Annotated in this window: 12 protein-coding genes; 6 read left to right on the top strand and 6 right to left on the bottom strand. The window is 34.6% G+C overall.

Going from position 1 to position 17,339, the window contains the following annotated elements; genetic code table 11:
- Positions 1-44 precede the first annotated feature (44 nt).
- Entirely contained in the window at positions 45-1,418 is a 1,374-nt protein-coding gene (locus tag Q1A01_RS14290) for a thioredoxin-like domain-containing protein (protein WP_299682160.1), read from the bottom strand.
- A 306-nt stretch (positions 1,419-1,724) separates the two neighbouring features.
- On the opposite strand from Q1A01_RS14290, the gene Q1A01_RS14285 reads away from it, so the two are divergent.
- Entirely contained in the window at positions 1,725-3,344 is a 1,620-nt protein-coding gene (locus Q1A01_RS14285) for an ABC-F family ATP-binding cassette domain-containing protein (protein WP_299682157.1), read from the top strand.
- A gap of 2 nt (positions 3,345-3,346) precedes the next feature.
- Here Q1A01_RS14285 and Q1A01_RS14280 read toward each other — a convergent pair whose 3' ends face one another.
- The 3 genes from Q1A01_RS14280 to pheT all read right to left on the bottom strand — a co-directional run bounded on the left by Q1A01_RS14280 (position 3,347) and on the right by pheT (position 7,154).
- Complete coding sequence (locus tag Q1A01_RS14280; protein ID WP_299682154.1) at positions 3,347-3,862, bottom strand: DUF2007 domain-containing protein; 516 nt, start codon at positions 3,860-3,862, stop codon at positions 3,347-3,349.
- Positions 3,863-4,585, bottom strand: a complete 723-nt coding sequence (locus Q1A01_RS14275; RefSeq protein ID WP_299682151.1) for a hypothetical protein — start codon at positions 4,583-4,585, stop codon at positions 3,863-3,865. It lies immediately after the preceding gene.
- 142 nt (positions 4,586-4,727) lie between these two features.
- Entirely contained in the window at positions 4,728-7,154 is a 2,427-nt protein-coding gene (gene pheT, locus Q1A01_RS14270; RefSeq protein ID WP_299682148.1) for a phenylalanine--tRNA ligase subunit beta, read from the bottom strand.
- 323 nt (positions 7,155-7,477) lie between these two features.
- Here pheT and Q1A01_RS14265 point away from each other — a divergent pair, with 323 nt between their 5' ends.
- From Q1A01_RS14265 to Q1A01_RS14250, 4 genes are all read left to right on the top strand, one after another.
- Positions 7,478-9,784: an endonuclease gene (locus tag Q1A01_RS14265; protein ID WP_299682146.1), complete on the top strand. Its 2,307-nt coding sequence runs from the start codon at positions 7,478-7,480 to the stop codon at positions 9,782-9,784.
- A gap of 155 nt (positions 9,785-9,939) precedes the next feature.
- The gene (locus Q1A01_RS14260) at positions 9,940-11,157 is read left to right on the top strand and encodes a TlpA disulfide reductase family protein (protein ID WP_299682144.1); all 1,218 of its coding nucleotides are present in this window, start codon (positions 9,940-9,942) and stop codon (positions 11,155-11,157) included.
- Positions 11,158-11,228: 71 nt separating this feature from the next.
- Positions 11,229-12,335: a DUF2911 domain-containing protein gene (locus Q1A01_RS14255; RefSeq protein WP_299682141.1), complete on the top strand. Its 1,107-nt coding sequence runs from the start codon at positions 11,229-11,231 to the stop codon at positions 12,333-12,335.
- A gap of 228 nt (positions 12,336-12,563) precedes the next feature.
- Complete coding sequence (locus Q1A01_RS14250; protein WP_299682138.1) at positions 12,564-13,679, top strand: hypothetical protein; 1,116 nt, start codon at positions 12,564-12,566, stop codon at positions 13,677-13,679.
- Between the two features lie 10 nt (positions 13,680-13,689).
- On the opposite strand, the gene Q1A01_RS14245 is transcribed toward Q1A01_RS14250, so the two are convergent.
- Positions 13,690-14,256, bottom strand: coding sequence for a DUF4377 domain-containing protein (locus Q1A01_RS14245; RefSeq protein ID WP_299682135.1), 567 nt, complete (start codon positions 14,254-14,256; stop codon positions 13,690-13,692).
- Between the two features lie 413 nt (positions 14,257-14,669).
- On the opposite strand from Q1A01_RS14245, the gene Q1A01_RS14240 reads away from it, so the two are divergent.
- The gene (locus Q1A01_RS14240) at positions 14,670-15,164 is read left to right on the top strand and encodes a hypothetical protein (RefSeq protein ID WP_299682133.1); all 495 of its coding nucleotides are present in this window, start codon (positions 14,670-14,672) and stop codon (positions 15,162-15,164) included.
- Between the two features lie 67 nt (positions 15,165-15,231).
- Here Q1A01_RS14240 and recG read toward each other — a convergent pair whose 3' ends face one another.
- Positions 15,232-17,334 (bottom strand): ATP-dependent DNA helicase RecG, encoded by a 2,103-nt coding sequence (recG, locus tag Q1A01_RS14235; protein ID WP_299682130.1) that lies wholly within the window; start codon positions 17,332-17,334, stop codon positions 15,232-15,234.
- Positions 17,335-17,339 lie beyond the last annotated feature (5 nt).

Genomic DNA, 17,339 nt, shown 5'->3' with positions numbered 1-17,339 from the left:
TCAAAATAGTTTGAATCGGCTTTTTTATAGATCTTATTTTTTTATTATTGATTCAAATACGCAAGTAATTCGCTTTCAAAATCTATGCTGTGTATATTGGCATGACTATTTAAAATCTTACCATTTTTATCAAGTACTATTGTTTTACTTAAATTATTTATAACAAGTGATTTTCTGGCATTTTGGGCATTATCAAACCGATACTCCATAGAAGGATTAAATTTATGTTGTTTGATATGTTTGATCCACTTTCCCGTTTCGTTGTTTACATTAATTCCTATAAAATTAAATTCAGGATACTTTGCTTGTAAGTCTTTTGCTTTTTTATGCGATTCTTCTAGATGCATATGGTTATTGTATGACCAAAAGTAAAGTGCAGTAGGTTTTCTAATCCTGCTAGAAAGCGTTACCATACGTTGTTCTGAATCAACAAGAATAAGATCAGGAATAACATTTCCTGTTTCCATTTTTTTATGCGAAGTATATAATTGTTGAATTTCGCTTTTCGTTTTTTGCGAAGTCATAGAAGCTGTTACTAATTTGAAAATTTCACTTACACCCTCTTTGTCATTACTATTTTCAATAAACCTTCTTCCAGTTCGATATAGAAACATATCTTTAAGTTCTGGGTTTTCTATATGCTTATCTATTACCTTTATTTCATTATAGTTATGTAAAAACGATACTGTGTTATATGACTGATCTTGACAATATCCTTTATAAGCTTGATGGTCTAAAAATGCATTTAAATAACGTTGGTACGGGTAGAGATCTCTTAAATTGGTGTTGTTTAAGTTTATGCTTTCGCGAAAGCTATAAAAGTCTGACGGTAATTCTTCAATAAAAGTAAGTTTATCATTTTTCTTGTAATGAGAAAATGGATAACTCTCTCTACGTTGGTAATTATCATAATGTACAGAAGCCTCAGCGATCTCTTTAAAGTTTTCTGAAACATTATCATATTTTTCATAAAACTTTGCTAACTTTTTTAAACGAACTTGATGTATGGAGTCTAGTAGAGTTTCAAAGTCTTTAGGTTCTTTTTGGTAGTGATGTATAAACCCTTCATTCTCTTCTTCCCATTGTAAAAATAAATCTATCAAAAAACGACTGCGTTCAGAGCCTTTGCCAGAAAAACTAAGTGATTCATCAAACTCAACAGTATTTACACGCATCATGATACTATCACCAGACTCTATATGTATCAATTGGTTTTCTCTGTGCCAGAACCTATATAATCCAGGCTCAAAGTCTTTAAACTCATATAAAAAACGGTTATGAGCATCTAAAGGAATGGTGTCTATGATTTTATCATTTTTTTGAAGTAATATGTGATCCCTCTTAGGGTTAATAATTTCACCTCCAAGATAAGTGGCATTAGATTTCTTCCCTTTTGTAGCGTCACAAGCACTTAACACAAATAGCGATAAGAGAATAGGGGCGATTCCTTTAAAAATTGTATAGCGTTGTGTATGAATGATAACTATATATTTTACATATTAACTCTCAAATGTAACTTTTACTGAGTATAAGTGTTGTTAATTAGAAGTTAAAACGCATATCATTTTACCTTAAAATCTACACTTTACATGACATATTTCTAGTTTGAAGTTTATTTAATTGAATAAAAACAAAGAATATAGTCGTATACTTCCAAATCTACTTCGCAATCTCTTTAATAATCGGTATTTTTGCACGCTTAAAAACATAAATAGATATAAATTATGCTTTCAGTTTCTAATTTATCGGTACAGTTTGGGAAACGTGTTTTATTCGATGAGGTAAATACATCTTTCGTTTCTGGTAATTGTTATGGTATTATAGGTGCCAATGGCGCGGGAAAATCTACATTTCTTAAAATACTTTCAGGGAAGCAAGATGCGACTTCTGGACATGTACACTTAGAATCAGGAAAGCGTATGTCTGTATTAGAACAAAATCATTATGCATATGATGAATATAATGTTCTAGAAACTGTAGTAATGGGTAATAAACCATTATATGAGATCAAAAAAGAGATTGATGCTTTATATGCAGATTACTCTGATGAAAATGCAGATCGTATAGGTGAATTGCAATTGCAATTTGATGAGATGAATGGATGGAATGCAGATAGTGATGCTGCAGCAATGCTTTCTAACTTAGGTATTAAAGAAGAACTTCATTATACCTTAATGGCAGATCTTGATGGAAAGCAACGTGTACGTGTATTGATTGCTCAAGCGTTGTTTGGAAATCCAGATGTTCTTATTATGGATGAGCCTACCAATGATTTGGATTATGAAACTATCAATTGGTTAGAGCATTTCTTAGCAAATTATGATAATTGTGTCATAGTTGTATCTCACGACAGACACTTTTTAGATGCTGTATGTACGCATATATCAGATATAGATCACAGTAAGATTACGCATTACAGTGGTAATTATACATTCTGGTATGAATCTTCTCAATTAGCAGCTAGACAAAGAGCTCAGCAAAACAAAAAAGCAGAAGAAAAGAAAAAGGAATTACAAGAGTTTATTGCTCGTTTTAGTGCGAATGTTGCAAAATCAAAACAAGCGACCTCTCGTAAAAAGATGATTGATAAATTAAATATCGAAGAAATTAAACCGTCTAGTAGACGTTATCCAGGTATTATTTTTGATCGTGATCGCGAAGCTGGAGATCAAATATTTAATGCAAATGGACTCTCCGCTTCTATAGATGGAGAAGTGTTATTTAAGAATGTAGATATTAACTTAGCTAAAGGTGATAAAGCAGTCTTATTTTCTAGAGATAGTAGAGCTACTTCAGCGTTTTATGAAGTTATCAATGGAAAAGAAAAAGCAGATAGTGGAGAATTTTCTTGGGGAATTACAACAACACAATCCTACCTTCCTTTAGATAATTCTGAATATTTCCAGTCGGCAGATCTTAATTTAGTAGATTGGTTACGTCAATATGCACAGACCGAAGAAGAACGAGAAGAAGTACATTTACGTGGATTCTTAGGAAAAATGATTTTTAGTGGTGAGGAAGCATTAAAGAAATCTAATGTCCTTTCTGGAGGAGAGAAAGTACGTTGTATGATCAGTAAAATGATGATGAAACGTGCTAATATATTAATGGTAGATGAGCCTACAAATCACTTAGACCTTGAATCAATTACAGCATTTAATAATGCCTTAAAAAACTTTAAGGGCACTGTGATGTTAACAACACATGACCATGAGTTTGCACAAACTGTAGGTAATAGAGTGATCGAACTTACTCCAAAAGGAGTTATTGATCGCTATATGACTTTTGATGAGTATATGAGTGATTCTAAAATAAAAGAACTACGTGCTAGTATGTATCAATAGCATTATGTTTTTTTTGGGGTAAAATGTTGGATAACTGCCCAGCTACAAAACAAGAGGATACCAGTACTTACAACGATACGCAATGTAGAAAGTGTTTCTCCTTTTAGCAGAGGAGAAAGCCTCCAGATAGAAAGGATAATAAGTCCTACATTTATAAATAAATTAAAAGGAGATCTACGATAGGTCTCTTTTTTTTGCGTAGTTGCCTTCCTAATAGGAATAACAGGATCTTTTTGTTGCGAAAGTTTCTCTAGATCTTCATCAGAAATATTCTGGGTCTCTAGTTTTTCTATTGTGCTAGTAACAAGATGCTTTGCTTTGAGCACATCTTTTTTATCTACAAATAATTTTACATCACCTGTATGAGCTGCACCATAACCACCTCTTAAGGCACTCTCCCCATCATCTCTTACTACACTGGATATGCCAGCTTCTTCTAATACAAGTTTGATATGTTGCGTAGTAATTTGCGAACCATAAAAAATCTGTTCGTATTGAGATTTTGGAAGTATATTCATTTATTGTGTTTTGTCATATTTGCTATTCCAAATAGCAGTGTTAAAGTTTTTGCCTAAAGCAAAGCCATAAAATAAAACAACGGCAGTAATAGATTTAAACATAAAAAAGAATACCATGATGTCTTGAGAAAAATCTTGTTCCTTTGTAAACAAGCCATCGGGTATTATTCCTGTTGCAATGATACTTAATAGTATAATAAAAACGATTAAATTTTCAAAAGATTTATAGGGCCACATAGATAGCTTGCGTAATGGATGAAGGTCATTTCCCCACTTATGAATTAAGTAAAAATAACCATTTCCCATAGGAGCGAATAATAATGGATCATCTGCTTTTTCAAGAACAAACATTTTTGAAGGAGCTATAATCTTAAAACTATGCAGGGATGTATTATGTTTATTTTCTAAGTATTTAATTTCATCTAATGCTTTTTGGGGATATTTGCCTTTAAAATATTTAGTATCTAAAAAACGTAAGCGATAGTTGATGCAAATCTTTTTGATTTGTTTAATGTGAAAGATACGATTCTTGTCAAGTAGGTCAATATCAAAAGGGATGGTATCCTTCTTATCGATTCCTTTTAAGGTGTCTATAATTCCTTTTTCGCGTAAGCGGTCTTCTTTAAAAATATGTTGTACTTGTGCTAATATATCATCTCCTGTACCAGTTTTTCTGCGTTCTTTGAGTAATTTTTCTTGGATATTAGTTCTTTGAAGTAGCATTTTTCTTTTTCTTTTAAAGATACGCAGTTTTAGCATATATGTCAATACATAAAGATATGTTGCAGTGGCTTCAGTAAGGATTAAACAAAAAAGCCCTGTTTATTTAAAACAGGGCTTTCATTTATAATTATGTGATAGGTAATTATCGTAAACTAGCTCCTAGTTCTTTTTCAAAACGGAATTGTAGTTTATTCATTACTTTGTCAATCTGCTTATCTGTAAGTGTTTTATGCTCATCTTGTAATAAGAAACTTACGGCATAACTTTTCTTGCCTTCAGGTAAATTTTTACCCTCATATACATCAAATAGTTGAATGTCTTTAAGTAGTTGCTTCTCTGTTTGTTTTGCAATCGTATGAATCTCTTCAAATCGAGTAGAGGAGTCTAGTAATAATGCAAAATCTCTACGTACTGATGGGTACTTCGGTATGGGTTGGAATTTGATTTTATTTCGTTTTGCGATCTCTAGAATATTATCCCAATTGAAATCTGCATAATAAACATCTTGTGATAGATTAAACTTTTTAAGAATAGATTTTTTGATAAGACCATATTCTACAAGTTTTGTTTTACCAAGTTGGATACCCACTGCTTCTGAAAAAATGTCATTTTTTACAGTAGTAGTTCTTCCTCGTGTAATTCCTAATCGATCTAAGATGGATTTTACAACTCCTTTAAGGTAGAAGAAATCTGAAGTTTCAGAAGTATGTTTCCAATGTTCTTGATGACGATTCCCAGTAACAAAAAGAGTAAGATGTTTGTTTTCGATAGTCCCAGAATCATAACTATGATATGTCTTCCCATATTCAAAGAATTTGAGATCAGAACGTTTTCTATTATTGTTATAGGAGATTGCCTCAAGTCCAGAAAAAAGCATAGATCTTCTAAGAATACTTAACTCTTTCCCTAAAGGATTAAGCATTGTTACATTATTTTCAGCTTTTAGTAACTCCGAAAAATCTACATAACTAGGCGTTGTTAGACTGTTTGCTAAAATCTCGTAGAAGCCCTGTGCAACAAGTTGATTTGCAGCAACGTCTTGTACTTTATGATCTTCAAACCTAGAAGAATTTGCTATAGTTGCATTTAATTTATTCCCAAAATTAATATTGTTATAACCGTATACACGTAATACTTCTTCTATAACGTCTGCTTCCCTAGTTACATCGTTACGATAAGCAGGGATAGTCATTCCCAAGCCAGATTCAGTAACATTATTGATTTTAATATCTAAAGAAGATAAAATAGCTTTGATCTTTTCTCTTGGGACTTCTTCTCCAATGAGTTTTGTTGCATTTTCAAAACTCAAGAAAACCTGTTGATCTTCTATCTTTTTTGGATAGATGTCTACAATCTCACTAGTGATTTCTCCACCAGCTACTTCTAATATTAAAACAGCAGCTCTCATGAGTGCATAATCAGTAATATTAGGATCAATACCTCTTTCAAAACGAAAAGATGCATCTGTATTTAAGCCGTGGCGTTTTGCAGTTTTTCGAATAGATATAGGGTTAAAGTAAGCGCTTTCTAGAAAAATAGCTGTTGTACCTTCAGTAACACCACTATCTATACCTCCAAAAACACCAGCAATACACATAGGTTTTTCTTCGTCACAGATCATGAGGTCTTCTTCATGTAGTTCGCGCTCTACACCATCAAGCGTAGTGAATTTTGTTCCTTTTTCTACGGTCTTAACTTCAATTTTATTCCCCTTGATTTTTGCAAGGTCAAAAGCGTGAAGTGGTTGCCCTAATTCATGTAATACATAATTAGTAACATCTACTATATTATTGATAGGTGTTAATCCAATAGCTTTTAATCGGTGTTGGATCCAAGCTGGAGATTCGGCTACTTTTAAGCCACTTATCACAACCCCAGCATATCTAGGAGCACGCTCCCCATCTATAATAGAAACATCTACTTTGTTAAGCCTATTTTCAATCTTAAATGAAGAATTAGAAGGTGTGATGAGTTCAGGAGTAATATCCTGTTGCATTAAACCAGCGCGTAAATCACGAGCAGTTCCAAAATGACTCATTGCATCTGCGCGATTGGGAGTCAACCCAATTTCAAATACCTGATCATTTTCTATTTCAAATACATCGGCAGCTGGAGTTCCAGGAAGTAAATCTTGATCTAAGATCATAATACCATCATGGCTTTTTCCAAGACCTAGCTCATCTTCAGCACAGATCATACCATGAGATTCTTCGCCTCTTATCTTTCCTTTCTTAATCTTCCATGCTTCGCCTTCATCTGTATATAAGGTGGTTCCTATAGTAGCTACAGGTACTTTTTGACCTTTAGCAACATTTGGAGCACCACAAACTATTTGAACAGGAGCATCGCCTCCTATATCAACAGTAGTTACTTTAAGTTTATCTGCATTGCTATGCTGCTCACAGGTAAGTACGTGACCAATAACAACACCTTCAAGTCCTCCCTTTACACTTTGGTAGGAGGTGATACCTTCTACTTCAAGACCTAAATCTGTTAAGAGTTCTCCAGTCTTCTCTGCATCCCAATTTATCTTAATAAATTGCTTCAGCCAGTTATAGGATATTTTCATGAATTCTAAATACTAATTTAATAAGATGACAAAGATAGAATAAGATCATAAGTAGACAAAGAAGTCATGAGACTATCTAGTAGATATTTTCAACAATTTTTCAGAAAGAATTATAAACAATGTAATGTAATGTAGTTTGTTAATTTTCAATTGTCTATGATTTAATTGTTAGTATTCTAACGCGCAAGTGTTATGCATGCATAGGAATGATGTATTTTTTCTTGTAGATTCGTTATGAAATGTAGGGGTAACAATTTAATAATAAGAAACTTAGATTGTAATCTTTATTTTTGCAGAAGTACACTAACCAAACATAAATTTTTATGAAGAAATCATTACTAATGGTGGCACTTTTTTGTGTTACGACCATCGCATTTAGTCAAATACCATCGTATTATGATGATGTAAACTTAACCTTACAAGGGTCATCTTTACAAAGTGAATTATCAACCAAAGTCACAAACACGCACACTACTTTTTTAAGTTACACTCCAGGAGTGTGGGAAGCATTACAAGCAGCAGACCTAGATCCAACTAATACTAATAATGTGTTACTTATATATGGATATGATGATACTGATGGTAATACGTTAACAGACAGATCTAGAGATAAAAATTTAAATGGCGGAAGCGCAGGGGAATGGAATAGAGAACATGCCTACCCACGATCACTAGGAAACCCTAATTTAGGCAGTACAGGCCCAGGATCTGATGCACACCACATTCGTCCAAGTGATATTCAATTGAATTCCCAACGTAGTAATAGAAAGTATGCTACAGGTTCTGGAAATGCTGGTGTAACTGCACAAGGAAATTTTTATCCTGGAGACGAATGGAAAGGAGATGTAGCCCGTATGATGTTATATATGTATATCCGTTATAATAACCGTTGTTTGCCTTCTAATGTAGGCGTAGGAAACGCAGTCGCTAGTGATGCTAATATGATCGATCTATTTCTACAATGGAATGTAGAGGACCCTGTAAGTGCTTTTGAAGATACACGTAATGGTGTATTAGCAGGCATACAGGGAAACAGAAACCCATTTATTGATAATCCAGCATTTGCTACACAAATATGGGGAGGACCACAAGCAGAAGATAGATTTGGTGATGGCTCAGGAAATCCAGGTCCAGATCCAGGAGATACTTCGACAACAGAATTATTCTTCTCTGAATATGTAGAAGGGTCTTCATTTAACAAAGCGTTAGAAGTTGCAAACTTTACAGGAGCAACAGTGTCATTATCTAATTATTCATTGAGAAAACAAACCAATGGAGCAGGAGGATGGAGCGCAGACTTTTCATTGAGTGGTTCTTTAAGTAATGAAACTGTTTATGTTGTGGCTCATAGCTCTGCAAATACAGCCATTTTAAATGTAGCAAACACTACAACTACAAATTCTGCAATCACTTTTAATGGAAATGATGCCGTTGGATTATTTAAAAATGGTGTGCTGATTGACATCATCGGAACATTTAATGGAGGTAGTTCTAATTTTGCTAAAGATGTAACTTTACGAAGAAAAGCAACAGTAGTATCACCTTCTACAACCTATACAACGTCAGAGTGGGATAGTTTTCCTTCTAATACAACCGATGATCTTGGATCACATACAGTAGAAGGGACTACACAACCAACTGTAGATACACAAGCGCCTACGGCACCTTCAAACCTTACAGCATCTAATGTGGAAGAGACATCACTTACACTAGCTTGGAATGCTAGTACAGATAATGTAGGCGTTACAGCGTATGATGTATATCAAGGAAATACTGTCATTAATACAACGACTACAACAAGTTATGTTGTATCTGGATTAAGTCCAGCGACAAATTATACATTTAGTATACGCGCAAAAGATGCAGCTTCTAATGTTTCTACAGCAAGTAATACTGCTAGTGTTACTACAGATGCTATTGTTTTAAATTATTGTAATTCAAGAGGGAATAATACAAATTTTGAATATATAGATTTTGTAGGAGTAGGTGGTATTTCTAACGCAACAGCAGCCAATGGAGGATATGCAGACTTTACAAATCAAACAGGTGTGATCGGATTTGGATCAAATTCAATCGTATTGAGTATTGGTTTTTCTGGACAATCGTACACCGAAAATTGGGGTGTTTGGATAGATTTCAATCAAAATGGAACCTTTGATTCTTCAGAAAAAGTAGTTACAGGATCTACTTCAAATGCTGGGAATTTATCGTATAATTTTACAGTACCCAACAATGCCGTTGAGGGAACAACTAGAATGCGTGTGGCGATGAAATGGAATGGAGTGCCTACACCATGCGAAACCTTTTCTTACGGAGAAGTAGAAGATTATAATATAACAATTAGTGCAAACAGAAACGCAAATGCTACTTCGACCATCAAAACAGATGGGATTCTAACAATCGAAACTGTTATTTATGATGTGCAATTGACACAGCAAGACCAAGGGGTGCGTTTACAAATGGCAGATGATAGAGTTGTAGCTTATACAGTACATAATGTGTTAGGACAACAACTAGTTCAAAACACATTTCGCAATGCCACTACCATTGAAGGATTACGTAAAGGAGTGTACTTCATTACTATTAATGATGGACAACGAACAATCCATAAGAAGTTCATAAAGAAATAATCATTTATTGGTATAGCCAAAGGGATTAATGCCCCGAGGTAGTTTATTTAGAAATACTAAAAATCGCTTAAAGATTCGTTTTTAAGCGATTTTTTTATACACTAGATTACGTATATTGTAAGAAAACAATCATTCTGTAGACTTTTGTATTCCATATGAAGAAACTCTCACTATTATTGCTGTGTATTATTGCACTTTCGTGCGAAACAAAAACACCTAGCCTAGAAACTGGTTTTTGGAGAACTACCTTAGAAGTGAAAGACCAGAAAGAACTTCCCTTTATTTTTGAAGTAAAAGAAAACGGAACCTTAGTGATTCAAAATGCAGAAGAGCGCATCACGGTAGATGAAATTGAGATTGATGGAAATAAAATTCGTATTCAAACACCTGTATTTGAAGGGTACTTCCAAGGATCATTTAGCGAAGACGGAAAACAAATTACCGGAGATTTTATAAAGCCCAGTTTAAATAGAGTAGTCCCTTTTAAAATGGTGTATGGTGACGGGGTACGCTTTCGCGAAAGCGTAAAAAAACCTATTACCGATATTACAGGAGATTGGGAAACTGTTTTTAGTGAAAATGGACCTGAAGAAACCTATATAGCTAAAGGAATTTTTAAACAAAATGGGAATGCCGTAACGGGTACTTTTAGAACTACCACTGGAGATTATCGATTTTTAGAAGGAACGATACATGGCGACCAATTACAGCTTTCTACGTTTGATGGCGCACATGCTTTTCTATTTACAGCCACAGTGACAGATAGTACATTGGAAGGTCATTTTTATAGTGGAAATCACTGGAAAGAGCCTTTTACGTCCAAACGTAATAATGGCTATGAGCTTCCCGATGCAAAAGATTTAACCTATATCAAAGAAGGATATGATGGGTTGGCTTTTAGATTTCCAGAAGCAGACGGTACGATGGTATCCTTAAGTGATGAGCGTTATAAAGACAAAGTGGTACTTGTTCAGATATTGGGATCTTGGTGTCCTAATTGCTTAGAAGAATCAAAATTTTATGTAGAATATATAAAAGAAAATCCACATCCTGATTTTGAAATCATAGGATTGGCTTTTGAATATGCACCTACTCAGGAGAAGGCATTTAAAAGTATACAACGTTTAAAAGACAGATTGGATATCTCATATCCTATTTTACTAGCGCAATATGGAGATTCTGATAAGAAACTGGCACAAGAAAAATTGCCTATGTTGAATCATATTATCTCATATCCTACCTCAATTTTTATAGACAAAAAAGGCGAAGTACAGCGTATTCATACTGGCTTTAATGGTGCGGCAACGGGTCAGAAGTTTATAGATTTTAAAGAAGACTTTGATCAGTATGTTAAAAAACTATTGGCTGAATAGGTTTTAACAAGAGCATAACATTATCATAGGAGAAGGTCTTGTATTTTTAAGGTCTAAAAAACAACCTTATAATGAAAAAGATACAACAATGGATCGCCTTGTCGGTGATCTGCTTTTTGGTGTTTAGTATAGATGGTACGGCACAAATCAAGACACCAGCAACTAGTCAGAAAGCAACAGTAAGCCAAACGGTAGGAATTTCTGATATAACCATTACCTATGCAAGACCTAGTGTGCGCGGTCGTAAAATATGGGGAACACCACTAGCTCATTATGGATTTCAAAATTTAGGCTTTGGAACATCAACAGCAGCACCTTGGCGTGCCGGCGCCGATGAGAATACAGTAATTACTTTTACACATGATGCTACTGTAGGAGGAAAGCCTATCAAAGCAGGAACTTATGGACTGCATGTAGCACTTGCAGAAGATAATACGGCGACTGTTGTATTCTCTAATAATTCATCATCTTGGGGAAGTTATTTTTATGACGAAAAAGAAGATGCACTACGTGTAAAAGTAACAACTACTGAAATTCCACACACAGAATTACTTACGTATCAATTTACTGCTGTAGATGCAACTTCAGCTACGGTAGCATTACAATGGGAAAAGAAAGCGATTCCATTTACTATTGGATTTGATGTAACTTCTATCGTAATGGATGATATTAGTAATAAACTGAGAGATCAAACAGGGTTTAATCGTCAAGCATGGGAGAATGCAGCACAGTATGCATTAAGAGCAGGAAACACAGAAAAAGCGTTAGAATGGATTAATAGTGCGCAAAGCGGATGGTTCTTTAGTCAAAAGACATTTGCAAATGCACAGATAAAGTCAGCGATTTTAAATCAAATGGGAAAACCAGACGAAGCCATTGCAGAAATAGAAAGTGTATTAGATCAAGCAACAGCTCTTGAAATGCACGGATATGGAAGGCAGTTAATTGCTAATGGTAACTTGGAAAAAGCTGAGAAAGCATTTAAGCAAAATGCAAAGCAAAATAACAATGCGTGGCCTACACAATATGGATTAGGAAGATATTACTCTGCAAAAGGAGATTATAAAACAGCTATCAAGTATCTTGAAAAAGCATTGACAAATGCGCCTAATGCAGGTGCTAAAGGGAATGTACAAGCAAATATTGATAAACTTAAAAAAGGAGAAGATATTAATTAGATTGGGATTTGTAATCTAAAAAATGGCTTTGACGCTAGATCAAATGTCATTTCGAGCGCAGTCGAAAACTGTGATTAAATAATTTTAATAATAGGGTTTAATTGCACTCAATCAGATACTAAAAAAGTATTTTAGAAACTCCAAAAAAGCGCATCGAAATGCGCTTTTTTTGTAATGTACGGTTACATTAAGCGTCTTTTTAAGTATCTTTCTAAAAAAAAAAAGCTGATGAGGTATTTGCTATATACTCTAGTATTAAGCGCTGTTTTGCTATGCAGTTGTTCAGATACAGACGATACTTTGGAAGAAACCCCAGAGGATCTCACAACCGATATTCCTAATTTTTCATTTCTAAATTTTTCTACACCAGGTGCTGTATTTCAGTTTCAGTTTGACACATTTACACAAACGGGATTCTTTTCTGATATAACTGCATTAGATGGAGTAGAACCTGCTATTGAGCGCGTATATGAATTTGGAGATGTTGCAGGGATGTATGCAGGAAATCAAGTATGGCTTAAAGATATGCGTACGGGAACTGTGATTAATGGAATGAACTTCTTTTCTGAAGGCGATACAGAATTTCGTAATTGGACGATAAATACAGAAACAGTTGTGTTTTCAGGATATCACGATTCTATCAACTTTGATAATTTTTTAGTACGTGTTATCAATTTAAATAATAACGTGATCTCAAATATACCTATAGGAAATATAGGTCAAACTGTAGAAGCAGTATTCAGTCAAGATCATCTTGTTTTTTATGAAAATGGACTCGATGTAAATGGAAATATTCAAGCAAAACTCGTGTTTGTAAATATAAATACGATGGAATCTTTGGGGATTCAGCAATTTGAAAACACGAATATTATTGGAACTGTTTTTGGAGAATCTAATGATGTGTTTGTGTTTTATAATAATGGTACGTATACCCGTTTTGATCTTACATCATTTACAGCATTAGATAGTGGAGATTCTTCTTTGCAAGTACAGTTAAACGGAGGAGAAATCGTTGAAGATTCTAAAATATTTTATGTACGCACTTTTCCAGAACCTGCTGTTTCAGATCCGTTACCTGCCATATACAATATCGCTACGCAAGAAGAAACTATTATAGATGTAACGCCAGTACTAGAAGTACTTGCTAGTGAAAATGGATGGGTGAATTTAATCAGAACGACTATTGATTATGTTCCTTCAGTAAATAGTTGGTTAATTGGTTATCGGTATACAGATGCTTCTGGTACTACGCTAGGTGGTATTGCTAAGTTTTCTAGTGAAGCCGAGCTTTTAGCAAATCTAGAAGTAACGGATCATCCTTGGAATCTTGTAGTGTTAGATTAAAACAATGATCTTATTGAATATTTGTGGAAATAAGGACATATTCATTGTTGTTATTTCTGGTAAAGGTTCCAAATAATCTTTCTCCTTCTTCTAGATCACTCATAAGTTCATCGCAAATGCTATTACAATCAATAGGAATGGTATTTAGGAGTTCAAAGCCTAAGGTAGTATCACCTGTAACAAAAGATTCCATGCTATTGCTAAAACCAGTAGCTAGCCATACATCAAATGTTTCTGTGGTAGATCCAGATGTTTTGTTAACGATGTTTATAAGCTCATAACGTATGCTACTACCATCTGCTGGTGGATTAGCCACATCTGATTTTCGGACTAATAGTTCATAATTAAACCCTAATTCATAATCAAATCCTTCTATTCCATTAAAAAATCTACCAAACGTAGGATCATCACCTTCCTGAACTAATAAGGTGAATTGTAAATCTAAACCTACAGCAGTAGTTGTGTAGTGTTTGATGTTTAAAGTGACAAATTCTTCATTAGCATCATCATTAGAACAATTTGTAAAAATGGATGCTATAAGAACTATGAATAGATATTTGATATAATTAGTTTTCATGCCGTTGCTTTTATTAAAGATGCAACTATTTGTAAAAGGTTGCTTCTTGTTTTTATATTAAAGACTAAGTGACCTTATAGTATTCCAAATGTTTTTGTTTTACTACTTATATATATATGAAATTAGTGTGCCTTCAAAATGATAACCTTATCGTTACCTGATGCTTATATCTTATTTTATCAAGCGAGTTTTAGTTTTTTTTAAATACCACTCTCAATTTAAAAATAGAGACTCGGTATTTTAAAATTGCGATATGTAGGTCTTGTGTTTCTTTTTAAAACAGTCAATATTTGAAGTGTTCAGAACAACAAATACAATTTTAGAAATTTCAAAATTGGAGTGTTACTTACACTTAAAATAAGTTGCAGAAGCCGAACAGCGAACTAGTAGGTACTATTTTAAAACTTTTAATTATGAAAAAAATAATGACAGTAATGTTAATCATCTTAACCGTTGGGTTAGTTGGTTGTGAGAAAGAAGAAACTATTGAAACAGAAACATCAGACTTTACACTTGAGAGGGCGCAAAGTTCAAGAACCTTCTCTGCTAGGTTTTATATAGACGGGACTTATGAAGTAAATAATTCAGAAATGTTAGAATCAAATGAACTTTTAGAACAATTTGAACTTGGAGCACTTAATGTTGCACAACTATTAAGAGAATCATCGCAAGAACAGGATATATTGATGTTATCTATAGATAAAAATGGTAATTTAATTTCTTCTGTAGAAGAACTTATACCGTCAATATATGTAAAAGACTATATGGATGGAGACATAGATGCTACATCATTTTTTCATTGGAACTATGATGAATTTAGAGATTGTGTCGGATACTGGTGGTTTGCGCCAGGAGCTAATATTGTAGCTTGTGCAATAGGATGTGCTATAGCATGTTCAGATTCGTAATTTTATTTTAATATATTTTTTGAAAACTGCTCAAACATGTATGTTGGGCAGTTTTTGTATATAATGATTAGCTTATGTAACTCCAGATATTCTTAAACTTGACCATTTGCGCATACATAAACCGTATGATTTGGTTTTCCGCTTTCGCGAAAGCGGGGTCATCCTTTACCACACCCCAAGCATAACTCCGAGCTACTTTCAGAATATCATTATCTCTGATAATATCGCCTATTTTAAGATGTAGCACACCACTTTGTTGCGTACCGGTAATGTCTCCAGGCCCTCTAAGCTTTAAATCGACCTCTGCAATCTCAAAACCATCGTTGGTGCGTGTCATGGTCTCCAATCTAGTTTTAGAGTCGCTAGAGAGCTTAAAACTCGTCATAAGGATACAATAACTCTGCTCGGCACCACGTCCCACACGACCTCGTAATTGATGCAGCTGACTCAATCCAAAACGTTCGGCACTTTCAATAATCATCACCGAAGCATTCGGAACATTTACACCCACTTCGATCACGGTGGTGGCGACCATGATTTGTGTTTCGCCATTTATGAAACGTTGCATTTCATAATCCTTATCGGCGGGTTTCATTTTTCCGTGGACGATAGAAATCTGAAAATCGGGTAGGGGAAACTCCCTCGAAATACTCTCATATCCATCCATCAAATCTTTGTAATCCATTGCCTCAGATTCTTGGATTAATGGGTACACAATATAAACCTGTCTTCCCTTCTTAATTTCGTCTCTAATAAAGGCGAAAACTTTGAGTCTATTGGCATCATATCGATGCACTGTTTTGATTGATTTTCGACCCGGTGGAAGTTCGTCAATAATCGATACATCGAGGTCTCCATAAACGGTCATGGCAAGAGTACGCGGAATAGGGGTGGCGGTCATCACTAATACGTGTGGTGGGAATTCATTTTTGTGCCATAATTTGCTGCGTTGTTTTACACCAAAACGATGTTGTTCGTCAATAACAGCAAGCCCTAAGTTTTTAAATTTTACCTTATCTTCAAGTAGCGCATGGGTGCCGATAAGGATCTGTAATTCACCATTTTCGAGTTGCTCGTGAATGATTTTTCTACTTGAAGTCTTAGTTGACCCAGTTAATAATGAAATTCTGGTATTCAGTGGTTTGCATAGCTCTAGTAAACCATTATAGTGTTGGACTGACAAAATTTCAGTTGGCGCCATTAAACAGGCTTGAAAATCGTTGTCAAGTGCTATTAACATTGATAAAAGTGCTACAATCGTCTTTCCAGAACCCACATCTCCTTGTAAAAGCCGACTCATTTGCGCATTGGACCCTAAGTCATGACGGATTTCTTTAAGGACTCTTTTTTGAGCGCCTGTTAATTCGAAGGGTAAATGGTTGTTATAGAAATTATTAAAATTGTCTCCAATTTTTTCAAACGGATACCCTTTTATTTTGGTTTTATGCATCCGATTTTTGAAGGCAAGTTGGAGTTGGATATAGAAAAATTCTTCAAATTTTAAACGGTATTGTGCCCTAGCTAAATCGGCTTGCGATTGCGGAAAATGAATGTTTAATAATGCTTCTCTTTTAGGCATTAATTTTAGTCCTTCTACAATGGGTTTTGAGAGGCTTTCATAAAGGTGACTTTTAGCCTCCATAAAGAGCGTTTGCATCAATGCATTTACGACCTTATTTGTGATGCCTTTATTACTTAATTTTTCAGTACTTGGATACACAGGTTGCATCGCACTACGTAAACTTTTTTTATGATCTGCGAGTAATTCCATTTCTGGATGTGGCATCGAAAATTTCCCATTGTAATAATTGGTTTTTCCAAAAATAACATAGGTCGTATTGAGTTTGATACTTTCGCGAATCCATTTTTGACCTCTAAACCAAACAAGCTCCATTACACCGCCATCATCTTTGAAAGTAGCCACAAGGCGTCTGCCTTTTCCTTCTACCATTTTGAGGCTCGTCACTTTTCCTACAACTTGTACATCGGCGCTATTGCGTTCTAATTCTGAAATGGTATAATACCGGGTACGATCTATATATCGATTGGGAAATAAATGGATGAGGTCTTGATAGGTATGAATTCCTAATTCCGCACGTAACAGATCAGCCCTGTTAGGACCGACGCCTTTTAAGTAGTCTATAGGTGTTTGAAGGAATGTGGGATTCATTAAAG

The organism is uncultured Dokdonia sp., assembly GCF_947492815.1.
Classification (GTDB): domain Bacteria; phylum Bacteroidota; class Bacteroidia; order Flavobacteriales; family Flavobacteriaceae; genus Dokdonia.
Note: the sequence above shows the minus strand (reverse complement) of the source record. Positions and strands in the feature narration are given on the sequence as shown.

Coding starts and splice junctions, on each gene's coding strand:
- Q1A01_RS14285 (WP_299682157.1), top strand. CDS start 1,725: ATGCTTTCAGTTTCTAATTTATCGGTACAGTTTGGGAAACGTGTTTTA.
- Q1A01_RS14275 (WP_299682151.1), bottom strand. CDS start 4,585: ATGCTACTTCAAAGAACTAATATCCAAGAAAAATTACTCAAAGAACGC.
- Q1A01_RS14265 (WP_299682146.1), top strand. CDS start 7,478: ATGAAGAAATCATTACTAATGGTGGCACTTTTTTGTGTTACGACCATC.
- Q1A01_RS14250 (WP_299682138.1), top strand. CDS start 12,564: ATGAGGTATTTGCTATATACTCTAGTATTAAGCGCTGTTTTGCTATGC.
- Q1A01_RS14260 (WP_299682144.1), top strand. CDS start 9,940: ATGAAGAAACTCTCACTATTATTGCTGTGTATTATTGCACTTTCGTGC.
- recG (WP_299682130.1), bottom strand. CDS start 17,334: ATGAATCCCACATTCCTTCAAACACCTATAGACTACTTAAAAGGCGTC.
- Q1A01_RS14280 (WP_299682154.1), bottom strand. CDS start 3,862: ATGAATATACTTCCAAAATCTCAATACGAACAGATTTTTTATGGTTCG.
- Q1A01_RS14240 (WP_299682133.1), top strand. CDS start 14,670: ATGAAAAAAATAATGACAGTAATGTTAATCATCTTAACCGTTGGGTTA.
- Q1A01_RS14255 (WP_299682141.1), top strand. CDS start 11,229: ATGAAAAAGATACAACAATGGATCGCCTTGTCGGTGATCTGCTTTTTG.
- Q1A01_RS14245 (WP_299682135.1), bottom strand. CDS start 14,256: ATGAAAACTAATTATATCAAATATCTATTCATAGTTCTTATAGCATCC.
- pheT (WP_299682148.1), bottom strand. CDS start 7,154: ATGAAAATATCCTATAACTGGCTGAAGCAATTTATTAAGATAAATTGG.